General features: G+C 64.2%; 14 protein-coding genes. 3 read left to right on the top strand and 11 right to left on the bottom strand.

Annotated elements, in window-relative coordinates; all coding sequences use genetic code 11:
• Nucleotides 1-3 precede the first annotated feature (3 nt).
• Genes ACNQP3_RS24330 through ACNQP3_RS24320 form a run of 3 tightly spaced genes read left to right on the top strand, consistent with a single transcriptional unit; the run spans nt 4 to nt 4,083 of the window.
• The gene (locus ACNQP3_RS24330; RefSeq protein ID WP_060514841.1) at nt 4-1,545 is read left to right on the top strand and encodes an MFS transporter; all 1,542 of its coding nucleotides are present in this window, start codon (nt 4-6) and stop codon (nt 1,543-1,545) included.
• 28 nt (nt 1,546-1,573) lie between these two features.
• On the top strand, nt 1,574-2,635 hold the full coding sequence (locus tag ACNQP3_RS24325; protein WP_012274115.1) for an HlyD family secretion protein: 1,062 nt from the start codon (nt 1,574-1,576) through the stop codon (nt 2,633-2,635).
• On the top strand, nt 2,632-4,083 hold the full coding sequence (locus ACNQP3_RS24320) for an efflux transporter outer membrane subunit (protein ID WP_060493264.1): 1,452 nt from the start codon (nt 2,632-2,634) through the stop codon (nt 4,081-4,083). Before ACNQP3_RS24325 ends, ACNQP3_RS24320 begins: the two co-directional genes overlap by 4 nt.
• A gap of 122 nt (nt 4,084-4,205) precedes the next feature.
• On the opposite strand, the gene ACNQP3_RS24315 is transcribed toward ACNQP3_RS24320, so the two are convergent.
• The 11 genes from ACNQP3_RS24315 to algK all read right to left on the bottom strand — a co-directional run bounded on the left by ACNQP3_RS24315 (nt 4,206) and on the right by algK (nt 17,707).
• Nucleotides 4,206-5,018 (bottom strand): SDR family oxidoreductase, encoded by an 813-nt coding sequence (locus ACNQP3_RS24315; RefSeq protein ID WP_264316536.1) that lies wholly within the window; start codon nt 5,016-5,018, stop codon nt 4,206-4,208.
• 15 nt (nt 5,019-5,033) lie between these two features.
• Complete coding sequence (locus ACNQP3_RS24310; RefSeq protein ID WP_012274112.1) at nt 5,034-5,498, bottom strand: hypothetical protein; 465 nt, start codon at nt 5,496-5,498, stop codon at nt 5,034-5,036.
• A gap of 124 nt (nt 5,499-5,622) precedes the next feature.
• Nucleotides 5,623-7,077 (bottom strand): mannose-1-phosphate guanylyltransferase/mannose-6-phosphate isomerase, encoded by a 1,455-nt coding sequence (locus tag ACNQP3_RS24305; RefSeq protein WP_041166587.1) that lies wholly within the window; start codon nt 7,075-7,077, stop codon nt 5,623-5,625.
• Nucleotides 7,078-7,111: 34 nt separating this feature from the next.
• Nucleotides 7,112-7,759 (bottom strand): alginate O-acetyltransferase AlgF, encoded by a 648-nt coding sequence (locus tag ACNQP3_RS24300; RefSeq protein ID WP_012274110.1) that lies wholly within the window; start codon nt 7,757-7,759, stop codon nt 7,112-7,114.
• Between the two features lie 20 nt (nt 7,760-7,779).
• Nucleotides 7,780-8,937: an alginate O-acetyltransferase gene (locus ACNQP3_RS24295; protein WP_012274109.1), complete on the bottom strand. Its 1,158-nt coding sequence runs from the start codon at nt 8,935-8,937 to the stop codon at nt 7,780-7,782.
• Nucleotides 8,938-8,947: 10 nt separating this feature from the next.
• Nucleotides 8,948-10,405, bottom strand: coding sequence for an MBOAT family O-acyltransferase (locus tag ACNQP3_RS24290; RefSeq protein ID WP_012274108.1), 1,458 nt, complete (start codon nt 10,403-10,405; stop codon nt 8,948-8,950).
• Nucleotides 10,406-10,534: 129 nt separating this feature from the next.
• Nucleotides 10,535-11,638 (bottom strand): mannuronate-specific alginate lyase, encoded by a 1,104-nt coding sequence (locus ACNQP3_RS24285; protein ID WP_264316535.1) that lies wholly within the window; start codon nt 11,636-11,638, stop codon nt 10,535-10,537.
• 8 nt (nt 11,639-11,646) lie between these two features.
• On the bottom strand, nt 11,647-13,086 hold the full coding sequence (locus ACNQP3_RS24280; protein ID WP_012274106.1) for an alginate O-acetyltransferase: 1,440 nt from the start codon (nt 13,084-13,086) through the stop codon (nt 11,647-11,649).
• A gap of 13 nt (nt 13,087-13,099) precedes the next feature.
• Nucleotides 13,100-14,659: a mannuronan 5-epimerase AlgG gene (gene algG / locus ACNQP3_RS24275; RefSeq protein ID WP_012274105.1), complete on the bottom strand. Its 1,560-nt coding sequence runs from the start codon at nt 14,657-14,659 to the stop codon at nt 13,100-13,102.
• Between the two features lie 22 nt (nt 14,660-14,681).
• Complete coding sequence (locus tag ACNQP3_RS24270) at nt 14,682-16,160, bottom strand: alginate export family protein (RefSeq protein WP_264316534.1); 1,479 nt, start codon at nt 16,158-16,160, stop codon at nt 14,682-14,684.
• Nucleotides 16,157-17,707, bottom strand: coding sequence for an alginate biosynthesis TPR repeat lipoprotein AlgK (algK, locus tag ACNQP3_RS24265; protein ID WP_264316533.1), 1,551 nt, complete (start codon nt 17,705-17,707; stop codon nt 16,157-16,159). The genes ACNQP3_RS24270 and algK overlap by 4 nt, the downstream gene beginning before the upstream one ends.
• Between the last annotated feature and the right edge of the window lie 8 nt (nt 17,708-17,715).

Raw genomic sequence — 17,715 nt, 5'->3', positions numbered from 1 at the left:
CCCATGAGTTCCCTGACCGCGCCCCCTGCGGCGCTGGCCGCCGCCCCCGCGCCGGCCGCGCCTGCGCAGACGGCGTTTGGCCTGCAGGTGGTAGTGGGGCTGTTCGGTGTGTTGCTGGCCGTGCTGTGCGCAGGCCTCAACGAGTCGGTTACCAAGATTTCCCTCGCCGATATCCGCGGTGCCATGGGCATCGGTGCTGACGAAGGTGCCTGGCTGCTGGCGGTGTACAGCGCCGCCTCGGTCTCGGCCATGGCCTTTGCGCCGTGGCTGGCCACCACCTTCTCGCTGCGGCGCTTCACCATGAGCGCCATCGGCCTGTTCGCCGTGCTCGGCTTGCTGCAACCGTTCGCCCCCAACCTGCACAGCCTGATGCTGCTGCGCGTGCTGCAGGGCTTTGCTTCGGGGGCCTTGCCACCGATGCTGATGAGTGTGGCCCTGCGCTTCCTGCCACCGGGCATCAAGGTCTACGGCCTGGCCTGCTATGCCCTGACTGCCACCTTCGGCCCCAACCTTGGCACGCCGTTGGCGGGGCTGTGGACCGAGTATGTCGGTTGGCAATGGGCGTTCTGGCAGATCATTCTGCCCTCGCTGCTGGCCATCGTCTGCGTCGGCTGGGGCCTGCCGCAGGACCCGCTGCGCCTGGAACGTTTCAAGCAGTTCGACTGGCGTGGCGTGCTGCTCGGCCTCCCCGCCATCAGTTGCATCGTACTGGGCCTGTCGCTGGGCGACCGCTGGGGCTGGTTCGATTCGCCGCTGATCTGCTGGCTGCTGGGCGGTGGCTTGGTGTTGCTGGTGCTGTTCATGTTCAACGAGTGGTCCGAACCGCTGCCGTTCTTCCAGTTGCGCATGTTGCAGCGGCGCAACCTGAGTTTCGCGCTGGTGACACTGGCCGGTGTGCTGATCGTGCTCTCGGGCGTGGGCAGCATTCCTTCGGCCTACCTGGCGCAGATCCAAGGCTACCGCCCGGCACAGACCAGCCCGCTGATGATGCTGGTGGCCATGCCTCAACTGATCGCCCTGCCGCTGACGGCGGCACTGTGCAACATCCGTGCAGTGGACTGCCGCTGGGTGCTGGGTATCGGCCTGGCGATGCTGGCGGTGTCCTGTGTCGGCAGCAGCCTGCTGACCAGCGAATGGATCCGTGGCGACTTCTACCCGTTCTACCTGCTGCAGGTGTTCGGCCAGCCGATGGCCGTGCTGCCGTTGCTGATGCTGTCCACCAATGGCATGACCCCGCAGGAAGGCCCGTTCGCCTCCAGCTGGTTCAACACTGTGAAGGGCTTGGCCGCCGTGATTGCCGGTGGCCTGCTGGACGCCCTTGGCACCCTGCGCCGGCACTTCCATTCCAACCACCTGGTGGACAGCCTGGGCAACGCCCCGCTGGTCGACGACAGCGCTGCAGGCCTGGCCAAGCGCATCCACGACCAGGCGTTGGTCCTGACCTCGGCCGACCTGTACCTCGTCATGGCCTGCATTGCCGTGGCCTTGATCTGCCTGATTCCTTTCGTGCCTACCCGGGTCTATCCGCCGCGTGCGGTGGCCTGAACCCTGGATGAATTCGAGAACCGCTGAAATGACCAACAACCGCAAAACCCTGTTCATCGGCTCGGTGCTGGCCGTGGCCGTCCTGGCTGGCATCGTCGGCCCCTGGATGTTGGGCAGTGACCACCGCCAGAGCACCAATGACGCCTATGTGATCGCCGACTACACCGTGGTCGCGCCCAAAGTCGCCGGTTTCATCAAGGACGTGCTGGTGGAAGACAACCAGCAGGTCACCGCAGGCCAGTTGCTGGCGACCATCGATGCCCGTGACTACCAGGCCGCGCTGGATGCCGCGCAGGCGCAGTTGCTGGTAGCCCAGGCGCAAAGCGCCGATGCCCGTGCCACCCTGGAGCGCCAGGCGGCGCTGATTGCCCAGGCCGAGGCTGCTGTCAAAGCGGCCCAGGCCGAAGCGGCGTTCGCCGACCATGAAGTCAACCGTTACAGCCGCCTGGCCGAGCAGGGCGCCGGTACCGTGCAGAACGCCCAACAGGCGCGCAGCGGTGTCGACCAGGCCCGTGCTCGCCTGGCCAATGCCCAGGCGGCGCTGGTGGCGGCGCGCAAGCAAGTGGACATTCTCACCGCTCAGGTGGCCAGCGCCGATGGCCAGCTCAAACGTGCCGAAGCGGGGCTGGAAAAGGCTCAGCTCGACCTGTCCTACACCCGCATCACTGCACCGGTGGACGGTATGGTCGGCGAGCGTGCCCTGCGCGTCGGCGCCTACGTCAACCCAGGCGCCCGCCTGCTGTCGGTGGTGCCGTTGCAACAGGCCTATGTGGTCGGCAATTTCCAGGAAACCCAGCTGACCCACGTGCAACCGGGCCAGCCGGTGAGCATCAGCGTCGATACCTTCTCCGGCGAAAAGCTGCACGGCCATGTAGAAAGTATCGCTCCCGCCACCGGCGTCACCTTCGCTGCCGTGAAACCGGACAACGCCACCGGCAACTTCACCAAGGTGGTGCAGCGCATCCCGGTGAAAATCGTCTTCGATGACGGGCAGCCGCTGCTCAGCCGCCTACGTGTGGGCATGTCGGTGGAAGCGACCATCGACACCCGTGGTGACAAGCTGGACGGCAAAGAGGTAAGTGCACGATGAAATCGGCATTTCGCTTGAGTCCTTTATTGCTGGCCGTACTGATGGCCGGCTGCACCATGGGCCCGGACTTTCTGCGCCCCGACAGCCAGGCACCGCAACAGTGGGCGCCGCTGCAGGGTGAGGCAGCGGCCAGCCAGCCGCAGGCCGAACCGCTGGAGTTGCGCTGGTGGGAATCCTTTCACGATGCCCAGCTCAGCGCCTTGATCCAGCGCGTCGCCGAACGCAACCTCGACCTGCAGATGGCCAGCGCACGGTTGCTGCAAAGCCGTGCCCTGCGCAGCACCGTGGCCGCCGACGAAATGCCGTCGGTGGACGCCAACGCCGGCTACAGCCGCGCGCGTAACAGCGCCGAAGGCCTCAGCGACCCGTCCGGCAAAGCGGGTAAAGCGGCGTACAACCTCTGGCAAGGCGACCTGGTGGCAGGTTGGGAGTTGGACCTTTGGGGCCGCGTGCGGCGCCAGGTCGAGGCTGCCGATGCCAGCGTCGAAGTGGCTGAGAACGACCGCCGTGGGGTGCTGCTTGCCCTGCTGTCGGAAACCGCCGGCAACTACATCCAGCTGCGCGCGGTGCAGCACACCCTGGATGTGACGCAGGACAACCTCAAGGTTGCCCGGCACAGCCTGAAGCTGTCCGAAGACCGCCAGGCCGAAGGCGTTGCCACGCGCCTGGATGTGGCCCAGGCCAGCGCTCAGGTCGCGTCGATCGAGTCGCGACTGCCCAGCCTGGAGGCCCGCCGTGATGACCTGATCAACGCCCTCAGCCTGCTCGCTGCCGAACCGCCACGCAGTTTGCAGGCCGAATTGCTGCAGGGCGGCGAGCTGCCCGCGCCGCAGCAGAAGTTTGCCATTGGCTTGCCGTCCGAACTGGCCGAGCGCCGCCCGGACATCCGCCAGGCCGAGGCCCGCCTGCATGCCGCCACCGCCAGCATCGGTGTGGCCAAGGCAGATTTCTACCCGAGCATCCGGCTGTCGGGCAGTGTCGGTTTCCAGGCCATGCAGCTGTCTGATTTTGGTGGCTGGGATTCGCGTCGGTTTGCTTTCGGGCCGCAGCTGTCGCTGCCGATCTTCGAGGGTGGCCGGCTCAAGGGCACCCTGGAACTGCGCGAGGCGCAGCAGCAAGAGGCCGCGCTGAACTACCGCAAGGTGGTGCTGGGGGCCTGGCATGAAATTGACGATGTGCTGCGCCTGTACAACGCCAGCCAGTTGCGCCGCGACCATTTGGCCGAGGCCGTGCGGCAGAACCGCATCGCCCTGGAAACCGCCCAGCGCCAGTATGTGGAAGGGGCAGTGGACTTTCTCAATGTGCTGACAGTGCAAGGGGCATTGCTGGCCAGCGAGGAGCAGTGGATCGACAGCTCGGCAGCGGTGTCGCAGGCCTTGGTGGGTTTGTACAAGGCTTTGGGCGGTGGCTGGCAGGCGTTTGATGAGCAGCCAGCGAACAAAGCCTAGAAAGCGGGGCCGCTGTGCGGCCCATCGCGACACAAGGCCGCTCCTACAGGAGACCGCGACTGCCTGTAGGAGCGGCCTTGTGTCGCGATGGGCTGCAAAGCAGCCCCAGGGCATCCGAAAACTCAGAGCGGCCGCAGCAGCCCAAAGCGCTTGCGTAACGCCCAGTCCAGCAACCGCCGTGGCAGCAACCGGGCCATTAACGGCAACGCCGTACTGCCGTTGCCCAGCCGCACCACCCCTGGTATCGGCGCCTTGCCGACGGCCGCCAGCACCCCCTTGGCAAACACTGCCGCCGAAGTCGGCCTGTCCTGCGAAGCCCGCGCCCGTGCCTGCACATGCTCGCGCAGCGGCCACCACGGTGAATCCGCCGCCAGCACCTGCTCGGCCTGGCGCTGGGCATGGCTGGCGAACTGCGTGGCAATCGCCCCCGGCTGCACTTCCATCACCTGCACACCGAACGGTGCCAGCTCCAGGCGCAAGGCATCGCTCAGCGCATGCACGGCGGCTTTCGAGGCGCAGTAGGCACCGGCGAATGGCGTGACCAGCACGCCGGAGACGCTGCCGATGTTCACCACCAGGCCCCGTGAGCGGCGTAGCAGCGGGAACAGCGCACGGGTAACGCCGACTACGGCGAAGACGTTGGTTTCGAACTGCTGGCGCAGGGCATCCACGCCGCCATCGAGCAACGGGCCCATGGCGCCGTATCCGGCGTTGTTGATCAGGATGTCGAGGCTTTCCAGTTCGTCGGCCAAGCGGGCCAGCGCCTCGCCGTCGTTCACATCCAACTGCCGGGCGGTGTAGCCGGCGGCGCTCAGTTGCTCGACATCTTCAGGCTTGCGGGCAGTGGCCCAGACGTGGTGGCCGGCATCGCGAAAAGCATCGGCCAAGGCGCGGCCGATGCCGCTGGAACAACCTGTGATCAGGACAGTGGGCATGGGAGAGGCCTTCGATTAATTGGCGAATGTACCTTGCAGATGCTCGGCACGAAATTCCAGGGTCTGTGGCCGGTACCCGGAGCGCAGCGGCGGCACCGGCAGGCAATCTTTCCACTCGGCTCCCGGCTGCAACTCACCCGGTCCACGGTAACGCGGTGCGTTGTAGGTATTCTCGGCCAGGTTCACGGTATCGCCCGGCGCATACGCCGCTACCCGCCAACGAAGCTCGGTGAGCGGGGCCTTGTTGCCGTTTTTCATGCGTACCTGCAGGGCGCGGTCGGCAGGGCACTGCTCGGGAGCGTAGCTCAGGCGCAGGTCCAGGCGGGCCAATTGCGAGGCTTCGCGGTTTTCCTGCCAGGCAACGAACAGGGCTACCAGGCCCAGGCCGCAAACGGCGGCCAGCGAAATCGGCAAGGCCTTGGCCGGGTAGCGCAACAGCAGCACCAGCCAGGTGAGGATGAGGAAGGCACCGATGATCATTGGGCTTGAAGACCTTGGTTGCGCGGGGTCTGACCATCGTAGCCTGAAATGGGGGAGGGCTCAAAAGCGCGAGGGCTTCGCCCTCGTGTCGAGAAAGGGCCGCAAAGCGGCCCCAGGGGTTTACTTACTGCGCAATCGTCTTGACCGAAACACCTCGCTCCACCGGCGTCGATGTCCGCCCATACACATCCTCGAAGCGCTCGATGTCATCCTCGCCCAAATAACTGCCGGACTGCACTTCGATGATCTCCAGCGGGATCTTGCCTGGGTTGCGCAGGCGGTGCACCGATGCGATCGGGATGTAGGTCGACTGGTTTTCGGTCAGCAGGAACACGTTCTCGTCGCAGGTGACCTCGGCGGTGCCGGACACCACGATCCAGTGCTCGGCGCGGTGGTGGTGCATCTGCAGCGACAGGCTGGCACCCGGCTTGACAGTGATGTGCTTGACCTGGAAGCGGCCACCCATGTCCACCGAGTCGTACGAGCCCCACGGGCGATACACTTCCAGGTGGTTCTGGGTTTCAGTGCGACCCTGTTCGTCGAGGGTCTTGACCATCTGCTTGACGCCCTGGACCTTGTCCTTGTGGGCAATCATCATGGCGTCCTTGGTTTCGACCACCACGATGTTTTCCAGGCCGATCACCGACACCAGCTTGCCGTTGCCGTGGATCATGCAATTGCGGCTGTCCTGCACCACCACGTCGCCCTTGGTGACGTTGCCGTTGTCGTCCTTCTCGTGCACTTCCCACAGCGATGACCAGCAGCCCACGTCGCTCCAGCCGGCCGACATCGGCACTACGCAGGCGCGCTGGGTTTTTTCCATCACCGCGTAGTCGATGGAGTTGTCCGGGCAGCAGGCGAAGGTGGCTTCGTCGATGCTCAGCACATCGCCGTCTTCCTCGCTGCGCTCCAGCGCCAGCACGCAGGTGTCGTAGATGTCGCCGTCGTGCTTTTTCAGCTCTTCGAGGAAGCGGCTGGCGCGGAACAGGAACATGCCGCTGTTCCAGAAGTAGCCACCGGCCTGGACGAACTCGGCGGCGCGTTTCTCATCGGGTTTCTCGACAAACTGGGCCACGCGTGCCACGCCTTCGGGCAGCAGGGCATCCTGGCTGGAGCGGATGTAGCCGTAGCCGGTTTCCGGCTTGGTCGCCGGCACGCCGAACAGCACCATCTCGCCACGCTCGGCGGCGATGGTGGCCAGGGCCAGGGCGCGCTGCAGGGCCTTCTGGTCGTCGATCACGTGGTCGGCTGGCAGCACCAGCATCAGCTCGTCGCGGCCTTCGTTGACCAGTTTCATGGCGGCCATGGCCACGGCCGGCGCGGTGTTACGGCCGAACGGCTCCATCAGGATGCCTTGGGTTTCCAGCTTCAGCGCAGCCAGCTGTTCCTGGACGATGAACTTGTGGTCCTTGTTGCAGACCACGATCGGTGTGTCCATGCCTTCGAACGCCAGGCGCTCGATGGTTTGCTGGAACAGGGTGTGTTCGCCGGTCAGGGCCAGGAACTGTTTTGGGAACTGCTTGCGCGACAGAGGCCACAGACGCGAACCGCTACCACCAGAAAGAATTACCGGGATCATCATGTTTCTCCAATAGTCGTTAAAGGCAGGGGGATCAGTTGCTAGCCACGGGGCGAGTTACCCACACCGGCGACAAGGCGTTGCCGGAACCCGTTACATACAGCACGGCGGCTTCGCCGCGCTCCAGGGCGACGGGTTTCACGTCACCCACTTTCTTGTCACCTTGGTACAGCGCCAGGTTGACCTTGACCGGGTTGATTTCGCGTTCGCCCCGGCCGTTTGCGGCCACCGGCTTGACCACTTCGGTCTTGCCGTCGGCGGTTTTCAGGGTCAGCTGCTGGTCGCTCAGGTTCTGCACGCGCACCAGGGCTTTCTGCTTGTTCTTGAACGGTGGTTCTTCGATCAACTGCGGGTTGCCGCTGCTGCTGTTGACCAGGGTGTAGTACTTGTCCGAGGCCAGCTTGACCGGCACGCTCTTGCCGCCGACCTGGGCTGTGTAGTCGCCGCCTGGCAGGAAGCTGAAGTCGCTGCTGGCCTGGGCGCCAACCTGCTTGATCTGGGTGTTGCCGACCGAGGCGGCGGCCGGTGCGCTGGCCGCGTTGTACAGGCGCACGAAGGTCGAGCCTTTCGGCGCGCTCGGGCCATACAGCGCGGCATCCGCGCCGGCGAAGGCCTGCATGGAAGCAAGGGACAGGCCGGCCGCGAGGGTGAGGGCTTTGGCAATGGAAGTCTTGGTAGTCATGTGCGTTTCCTCTCTATCGATCAGTGGCGCGTCTGGTTGGACGACAAGGCCAGGTTTTCTTCGGTTTTACGGGTGTTCTTCAGCTGCGCGATCCACTGCGGATCGAAACTGCTGAGGTCGTTTTTCATGGGCAGATAACGCTCGGGGAATTCCCACACCACCACTTGCGGTGCGGCGTTTTTAAAGGCATCGCTTTGCAGGTACTTGAGCATTGGCAGCAGCGGGCCATGGCCGTCTTCTGCGTAGTTGGCGACGTCGCTGTTCAGGGCCTGCTGCAGGGCACCAAGGAAGTTCCAGTGCGGGTTGGCGCTGTAGCTGGTACCCACCAGCGCAACCGGAATCTGCTTATCGGCGAACAGTGCGTCCCCCGCGTCACCCTCGGCATCGACCGGGCGGGTGGTGCGCTGCTGCAGGTTGTCCGGGGCCGGCAACAGGTTGCTGAACAAAGGGTCCAGTGGCAGGAAGTTGGTCAGGTCGCCTTTGTAGGGCGCGGTGCTGCCAGCTTCGGTGACGAAGGTTTGCGGGTCACCGTTGAGCAGGTTCTGCCGGCTTACCGCCTCGGCCAGCGTCTGGGCGGCGACTTCGGCGCCCATTGGTGTCCAGTGGGTGTCGGTGCGCAGGAATACCTGGCCGCGGGCTTTGGCTTGTTCCATGGCCGCTTGCAGGTCTGGGGCGAACACGTTGGCCTGGCGTACCTGGGCGTGGAACTGGTTGTACAGGTCATCGTGCAGGCTGGCCGGTTGCTCTTTGCCCAGGTATTCCGAATAGAGGCGCGCCTTGGCCGGGATGATAGCCAGCACCAGCTGGCTACCGTGCTGCTGCAAGGTGTCGCGCACGCCACGGATCAGCGCCAGGTTTTCCTGCATCAGTTGTTCGGCACCGGCGGTGGGCTTGAACTCTTCGTCGCTGAACAACCACTGGTCGCGGCCCAGTACCACACCGGGTCGGCCCTCGTTGAACAGCTTGAAGTCCATGGCCGCCCAAAGGTTCGTGCCCAGGCGCTTGATCGGGAACTCGTCGTCGTAGTGGGTCTCGGCGGCCTTGGCCAGCTTGCCGTTGAGCAGTGTCATCTGCTCGGTGCGCTGAAAGCTTTGCAGACCACCGGTGGACCACACGCCCATGCCCACCAGCAAGCCAAGAAACGACAGGGAATAAGTGATGCGTAATGTGCGGTTCATGTCATCGGCCTCAGAACTGGAAGTACAGGAACGGCGAGTAGCTCTGCGCCGAAAGCTTGAGGATCGAGGCGACGAACAGCAGCAGAATCAGGGCGCGGGTCATCACCCGGGTCCAGTCCAGGCCGATCGAGCCATCGCTGTTCACCTGCACCGGGGTTGCCTTGGGCGTCGGTTTGGCATTGCGGTAGAAGTCGCGTAGGCCGAAGAACGCCAGGGTGAGGTAGGCGATGACCAGGGTCGCCACCTGCAGGCCGGTCAGCTGGGCACTGTTGAGTTCCGACAGCTGCCAGTCGCCGAAGCTGAACATGGCGCCGTACATGCGGCCGGCCACGTGCAGGTTCTCGGCGCGGAAGATCACCCAGCCGACCACCACCAGCAGGAAGGTGAAGGCCCATTTGACCGGGTTGAAGCGCTGCGGGTTGGTGTCGATGCCCAGCGCGCGTTCGATGGCCAGCCACATGCCGTGCCAGGCGCCCCAGATGATGTAAGTGAAGTTGGCACCGTGCCACAGGCCGCCCAGCAGCATGGTCAGGAACAGGTTGCGGTAGGTGTTGAAGGTGCCTTTGCGGTTACCGCCCAGGGTGATGTACAGGTAGTCGCGCAGCCAGGTCGACAGGCTGATGTGCCAGCGCCGCCAGAACTCGGTGATCGATTGGCTGATGTATGGCTGCTTGAAGTTCTCCATGAAGCGGAAGCCCATCATCAGGCCCAGGCCGATGGCCATGTCGCTGTAGCCGCTGAAGTCGAAGTACAGCTGTGCGGTGTACGCCAGCGCGCCCAGCCAGGCATCGCCCGTGGTCGGGTTTTGCAGGGCGAAGCAGTGGTCGGCGACCACGGCCAGGGTGTCGGCGATGAACACTTTCTTGATGAAGCCCTGCATGAAGCGGGTGCAGCCTTCGGAAAACTTGTCCAGGGTGTGGGTGCGGTTGTTGAATTGCTCGACCAGGTCCTTGAAGCGCAGCACGGGGCCTGCGATCAGGTGCGGGAAGATGGCCACGAACGCGGCGAAGTCGATCAGGTTGCGAGTAGCCGGGGTGTCGCCACGGTAGACGTCGATGATGTAACTGATCGACTCGAAGATGTAGAACGAGATACCGATCGGCAGCAGCACGTGGGTGAGGATGAACGGCTCAAGGCCGAACGAGGCCATGATCGCGTTGAGGCTGTCGACGCCGAAGTTGGCGTACTTGAAGTAGCCGAGAATCGCCAGGTCGACACCCACGCCAAGCAGCAGCCAGCGCTGGGCGGGCTTGGTGCGCACACCGGCGGCACCCACTTTGAGGCCGATCCAGTAATTCCACAGGGTGACCCCGGCGAACAGGGCCAGGAAGTCCACCCGCCACCAGGCATAGAAGATGTAGCTGGCGATCAGCAGCAGCAGGTTGCGATAACGTTGCCCGCTCAGGTAGTACAGGCCGAGGAAGATCGGCAAGAACAGGAACAGGAACACGTTGGACGAGAAGACCATCCCGGTTCTCCTAATTTGTTCACAGCATCCAGGGCAAAGCGCCCCCCAAACCCCCCAGCAAAAAGCTGGAGGAAACCGTTGTCACTTCATTCCTGATGGGCCGCAAAGCGGCCCTAACCCAGGCGACATCTATTTCTTGCTCTCTGCGTTCGGGTCGTAGACCCGGGTCAGGTCGCCGCCCAGCCGGAAGCTGTTGAACGGCTGCATGCCGTGCTTGCGCTGCAGGGTGTCGCCGACGCAGTGGTACAGTTCGCACCAGGGTTCGAGCCAGGCATACTTGCTGTCGACCTTGAGGTCCTTCATGTCCTGCTTCTCGCCGGTGCGGGCCTTGAACTGGCTCGGGTCGCGGGCACCGGCCAGTACGCCTTCACCCAGACGCTGCAGGGCGAAGTTGTTCTCTTTGCGCAGGTCCACGCCATTGGCCTGGGCAAAGCTGGCAATCATCGCCAGGGGCGGCAGGGCATAGTTGTGGTAGGCCAGTGCGCGCTGCTTGCGCTTGATTTCGTTGGGCAGAAAGCCCTGGTCATCCACCTGGTTGGCGCCCACCTTGTATTCCTTCACGGCCCAGTCGAACAGGTCGCGACGGTCGGTGGCGACAGCGGTCGCCATGACCGACCAGGCCGCCCAGTAGCTGTGGTTGTTGATCTTCTCCAGCGGCAGGTCGCTCCAGTCGCGCACGGTCTGTTCAGCCAGGCGGGCGAACCATTTTTCGATGACTTCGGCTTCAGCCTGGTGCGCGGCCAGCGGCTGCGAGTGGGAGAACTTCAGGCGCAGCCACGAGCCGCTCATGCTGCCCAGTGCCCATTTGCGCATCGACTTGCCGGTGTGGTTGTAGTCGGTGGACAGCAATGCGTCGGCGCGCGCCCAAGTGCCCAGCCAGGCCAAGGTGCAATCGAGCTGCGCCGGGCGGCCATCGCGCATGTACTGGCCAACCATCTTGCTCACGCCTTTCTCAAGCGTGGTGATGTCTTCGGTCGACTTGCGGAAGGCCTTTTCCGAGGCAACATTGAGCGTTGCCCGCGCCTTGTCAGAGCCTTCGTATTTGCTGCGAAACTGCAACGCGCCGGTGTACGGCTTGGGCGCCGCTTCGCAGTGGAAATTGCCGTCGCCGGTCTTGAGCTTTTCGATCCCCTCGTAGTAACCCTGCGGGGGTACCAGCGCAGCGTGCGCGGCACCGCCAAACAGGGCCAAAGCGAGCAGGGCGGGGCTGGAAATTCGCTTCAATAGGGTCATGGATCGCCTCACTGGCCGGCCTGCGCGGTCTGCGCAGGCACGGCGAAGTTGTTGCGTTTGCAGAGCTTGGCCTCGACCTTCTGGGTGCCGCTTTCCGGCCCCTGTACCTCGAACGCCAGCAGGCCCTGGCTGGCCCAGTCTTCGTCTTCACGCATTTGGAAGACGAAGCGGCCGTCGGTGTCGGAGGTTTCCGGTTTTTCCAGCTTGATGTCCTCGTGGCGGCCGTTGAGGTACCAGAGGGTGGCTTGCAACACCTTCACCGACGGGTCTTCGAACTTCACGTCCATCTGCAGGTTGCGGTTGATCAAGTCTTTGATCACGCCGCCCTTGCCGTTGACCATCAGCTCGTTCTTGCCGGGCTTGAGGGTGGTGCTGGCGCTCATCAGGGCAGGGCGGTCGTCGCAGCCGTCATCGAGCAGGCCAAGGATTTGCCGCCAGATGGTTTCCTGGTCCAGGCGGTACAGCGGGGAGAACTCCCACACCAGGATCTTCGGCGGGTGCTTCTGGAATTCCTCGCTGCCCAGGTACTGGATCATCGAGCCCTCCAGGCCACCGCCAGGGAAGGCAACGTTGAGCACGTCGGCGCCGATGTACTGCTCGAGGAAGCCCGAGAAGTTGTAGTTCTTGCCACTGTGGCTGGTGCCGACCAGGGTGATCTGCGCGTTGCCGCCGTCACCGAACAGGTCGTCGCCGCCGCTCGAACCTTTCGGCTCGGTGGCGAACTGGTCCATGTACTGCACCGCGTAGCTGGTGCCGCACAGCTGGCCGGCTACGTTATGCAGGGTGCCGGTCTTGCCCATGCGCCCGGACTTCTTGGTCTCGAATTCCTTGCGCGGTATGCCTTCGAAGGCCGGCATCTTGTGCACGGTGTCGGCCACGATTTTTGCCGCGCGCTCGGCGCCATAGGGCGTCCAGTGCTGGTCGCCACGGAAGTAGAAGTCCTTGCCCTGGTCGGCGGCGGCCAGTTGCTCGTTGGTCAGCGGCGACAGGTCGGGCACGTTGTAGCCCATGCTGGCGAAGCGCTTGAGCATGGCCTGGTAGTTGCCCAGGGCCTTTGGGTAGTCGAAGGCGGCTTTCTCGGCCGGGTTGAGCATGTTGCGGTTCACCAGGCCACGGGTCGGCTGGTACACCACCACCAGTTCCACGCCACGCTTCTTGAACGCGTCGTGCACTTGTTGCAGGCGCTTGTAGCCGGCCGGGGTGGTGGTGAACTCGGTGCGCAGGTCTTCGCGGGTACGGAACAGCCAGTCACCCTTGGCCTGCACCAGCGTGGTGAAGTTCTGCTGGTAGCGGGTGGTGTAGCGGCTGGCATCGTGCGCTTCGGGGCACAGCTGGCAGCAGGGCTCGGCGCTGAAGGTCGGGGCCTTGACGTCTTCGGCGCGCACGCCCTGGCTGATCGCCAGAAGGGCGGCGGACAGGCCCAGCAATTTCATCAGGTGTGGAGTCATGGTCTGGGCTTCCTTAATCGATCATTTCGGTCTGGCGTTCGACCGGGTCGATCAGCACAGCCTTCTGCTGGCGTACCAGCAGGTCGAGGATTTCGTCCTGGCGCTCGCCCAGCACGCCATTGAGGCTGATGCCGCTGGCCTTGCGTGGGGCGAGCATGGATACCTTGTACAGTTCGACCGACAGCGGCGAGTCGATCGACAGCGGGCCGGAGCCGTTGGCCGCCAGCTCGCCACCCACCACGATCAGCGACACCTTGGTGTCGAACGGGTCGAGGGCAATATCGCGGTCGGTGTCGGACAGGTCCTTGATGTGGCCGTACACGCCGACCAGGCCGTTGGCCATGGCGACGTTTTCGTACAGACGGATGTTCACGCTGTTGCGCACGCGGATGCCGTGGCGGCGGTTGTTGATCAGCTTGTTGCCCCAGATCAGGTTGTCGCCACTTTCGTACAGGGTGATGCCGTCGGTGTGGTTGCGGTAAATCTCGTTGTAGGCCACCAGGTTGTTGACGCTGTTACGGTCGATCACTACGCCCGAGAGCTTGTTGTCGTAGCTCTTGTTGTTGATGATCCAGCTGTCGTTGACCTCACGCGAAACGATGATGCCGTGCTTCTTCTTGGTGCCGTACACCGTGTTGCCGGCGATGATCAGGCGGTGCGAGCGGTCGTGCGGGTCGATGCCGTAGACGATGTTGTCGCGGTAGGTGCTGTCCTTGACCACGAAATCCTGGGTTTCGTAGCAATAGAAGCCGTACCACATGTCGCTGAATTCCGAGCCGATGATCCAGCCGGTGGGTTCCGGGCGGCCCATGCGCTTGGCCATGTTCGGCGTGTACTGCGAAATGCTCACGCCATACGACTTGGACTTGGCGTAGCCGAAGCTGGCCATCCTGGTGTTGACGATGTAGGTCTCGGTGCCGCCCCACGACAGCAGGAACGGGCGGAATTCCTTGGGCGAGCGGAAGGTGGCCGGGCCATTGTCCTTTTCCCGCCAGCCGGTCACCTGGGTGTCGGTGACGAACAGCTTGCCGTCGTTGACCAGGAACGAACCGCCCTCCTGGGACAGGCGCAGCTGCTTGACCTTGCCGTCGATCTCGAGGATGCCCTTTTGCCCGACCACGATCGGCAGGCGCGCCAGGTACACACCGGGCTCGACTTCGCTGAGGTACTGTTTGGGCACCTTCTTGCTCAGCTCGACCAGGTCGACATGGCCGTCATCGACGAAGATCGCCTGCGGAATGCCGTGCTGGCGCTGCACCCACTCGGCTGCCTTGTTGTCGCCGCCGACGAACTCCTTGAGGGTGTCCTCCTGGAACATGCGGCGCAGGCTGACCTTGCCTTTGTGGCTACGGTCGATCTTTTTCTGCACCGCCTCGGCGGTGAAACCGGTCAAGTCGGGCAGCTTTGGCGGGTCCATCTGCAGCGGTTCGATCGGTGCGCTGGCCACTGTGTAGGTCTTGGCCTGCTGCAGCTCCTTGGCGATCACCTGGGGTTCTGCGGCAGCGGCCAGGCCGCTGGCCAGCAGCAAGGCGCTGGCCAACAGGCTGTGACGTAAGTGCGGGTGAAGGTTCATAACGGTCAGTCCCCTACCGGCCTCAGAAGCGCCAGATCACATCGACGAAGGCGCGGTGCATGTACGAGTCCGCTTCCTTGCCGTAGGCATCGCCCGGCTTGAATACACCGGCACGCAGGCGCACCAGGGCGGACGGCTCGTCGATGGCCTGGCTCATCGATGCCGGCAGCAGGCCTTGCTTGAAGTACTTGGTCACGACCACGTCCATTTCCTGGCCAAGGTCTTTTTCGCCGTCGACCAGCGGGCGGTTCACGCCGTTGTCGTTGACCACCGCGTTGATGCCGCTGGAGCCGATGTTCTGGTTACCGTCGACCCGCCAGAATTTGTGGTAGATCAGGCTGGCGTCGTAGTCGTCGCGCAGCTGCCAGGAGGCGAACAGGGTGGCTGCCTGCAAGTTGCCCAGCTCGCCACGGAAAGCTTCGCCGAAGCGGTGCACGCGCGAGCGGGTGCCGGTGAAGTTGGAGCGGTTGCTCTCAAGGCCGGTCTGCTCGAAGTTGTTCGAGCCGTCGTCGCCACCACCGCCGCTGCCACGGGCGTAGGCCGCACCGACTTGCCATTGCGGGTCCAGGCGCAGGCGAATGCCAAGGTCGGTGGCCCATGCATTGACGTCGCCGCTCTGCTTGCCGGTGGCAATCTGATCGTTGCCGACGGCCTGGCTGCTGAGGGTGTCGCGGTCACCGGTCAGCCAGGTGACGCTACCCCAGTAGTTGACGGTGTGGTCGTTGCGCCAGTTGTAGGCGTCGCTGTTGGCTTCCAGGCCCAGCCAGGTCAACTCGCCAGTGCGGGTCTTGTCCAGCGCGTCGACGGTTTCGCCGGGGTTTTTCAGGCTGCCGCTGTCGTGCGTATGGTGTGCCCGCACGCCAACCCAATGGCCAGGCGTCCACTGCGTGGCGACGTTGCCGTAGATGTGGGTGCGGTCCTTGTCTTCCGGGGCCAGTTCGGTGAGGTCGGTGCGGTACTCGCTGAAGCGCTGGGCCACGCCCAGGTCGGCCTTGAGCAGGGTGGTGTCGAAGGTCCAGTTCAATGCTTCGATGTTGGTGTCGCGCCACATGCCATCGTCGCTGCGCAGGCGCTGGCGGCCGAAGCGCAGTTGCTCGCCGGGGTAGGCGGTGAGGCCGCTGTAGCCGACCCAGAACTCGCGCATGGCCAGGTAGCTTTTGTCCGGTTGGCGGCTGTCGTCGCCGGTTTCGGTGCTGGTGCCGTCGTCGTTCTGGCGCAGGGTGTCGGTTTCGATGGTGTCGGTGGCGGCGACGGCCTGGCCCATGGCATAGGCACTCCAGTTACCGCGCTCGCCGTACACCCAAGGGCGCAGGTCCAGGCCCAGGCCGTTGACGTCTCCACCAGGGCGGGTGCCCAGGTCGCGGTCGTCTTCCGACTGGCCGGTGATTTTCACGTCCAGGCCAAAATTCTTTTCAGCGGTCATTTCCGCCAGGGTCGGGCAGGACCACAGCAGGGCGAAGCTCAGGCCGATGCCGGCTTTCACGAAGGGATTGAGCGTCATAGCGAGTCCTCACCGTCTACTTCTTTTTCGTCGTCTTGCAGGGCTTCGAGGGCCAGGGTGCTGTTCGCGCCCTGCGCCATGCTGCCGCGTGCGCGCTTTTCCTGGCCCAACAGTTGCTGGGCCTGGCTGCGCTGGTCAGGCGTGAGTTGCTGGTCGAGTTGCTGCAGCAGTTCGCTCGATTGCGGCGTCGGGTTGGCCTGCGACAGCTGGGCGAACACCCAGGCGTTGCCCGGTTGCGGGCGGATGCCGTGGCCTTCGCTGAACAGCTGGGCCAGGGCATAGTCGGCGCTGTTCTGCCCACCACGGGCGGCGGCCAGCAGGTGATCGACGGCTTTCTGCGGCTCGACATTGCCCAGGTAGCCACGGCGGTACAGCTGGCCCAGGTAGTAATGGGCGCTGATTTCGCCAGCGTCGGCGGCGGCTTGCAGGTGCTGCTCGGCTTTTTTCGCGTCGGCTGGCAGGGTTTTGCCTTCGTAGTACAGGCGGCCCAGCAACAGTTCGGCGCGTGGTTGTTCGGCCTCGCGGCCCTTGTCGATGTAAGCCATTAGCTGGTCGGTATCGCCCAGTTCGGGGAAGTCGTACAGCAGTTGCGCCAGGCTGACCCAGGATGCCGGGTTGGCGGGGGCCACCTGCTCAAGCAGGTCCTTGGCGGTTTTCTCGTCGGTCTGGCCAAGGCTGCGGTCGGCCAGCACCCGGACAACGCTGTCGACCCGAGTGGCCGGCACCGCGCCACGGGCGTAGGCGGACTTCAACTGGGCGAGCAGGGCGGCTTGCTGGTCGGCCTGGCCACGCTTCTGGTACACGGTGGCCAGTTCGACGTAGCAGATGTCGGTGCTGTTCAGGGCGGCCTTGCAGATCTTCTCCACGTCGCCCAGGTGCTGGTCGTAGGTGCCCTGGGTGCGGTACAGCAGCACTTGGGCCAGGCCCGCTTCCGGGTTGCCGGCGGCGCGCCATTGGTCGATCTGCTGCTGCGCATTGACCTTGGGGAAGCTCTGCGGGTAGCTGAGGTAGAGCATTGCCAGCGGAATCAGGGTATTGCTTTCGCCCTGCTTCGCAGCCTGCTTGAGCAGGGTTTCGGCTTCTTCGCGTTCGGCCTGGGTGCTGTCGGGCTTGGCCACCAGCAGGCGGCCAAGGCGCGCCTGGGCACGGGGCGAAGTGGCCGCCGCTGCGCGGTAGGTGGCCTCGGCTTCCTTGATTTGCGATGGGTCGCGGGTGGCCACCTTGATGTCTGCCAGGCCTACTTGTGCTTCGCTGTAGCCCAGGTCGGCCAGGGCCTTGTAGTTGCGCTCGGCCAATGCCGTGTCACCGCGCTTCATGGCCTCGTTGGCCAGGCGCTGGTCGGGCAGGCCGGCACAGCCGGCCAGGGTAATGGCCAGGGCGAGTGTGCACCATGCGAATGGGCGAGCGCTGCGCGCTCGATCGCGACGCAAGGCCGCTCCTACAGGTTGAGTGCCAGGCGACAGATGGGAGAACGACTCGGACCCTGTAGGAGCGGCCTTGTGTCGCGATCGAGGGCAAAGCCCTCGCAACGGCGGCATGCTAGTCATCGCAAGTT

This window comes from Pseudomonas sp. LFS074 (assembly GCF_047978165.1).
GTDB lineage: Bacteria > Pseudomonadota > Gammaproteobacteria > Pseudomonadales > Pseudomonadaceae > Aquipseudomonas > Aquipseudomonas putida_P.
This window is presented reverse-complemented; position numbering and strand designations above follow the sequence as displayed.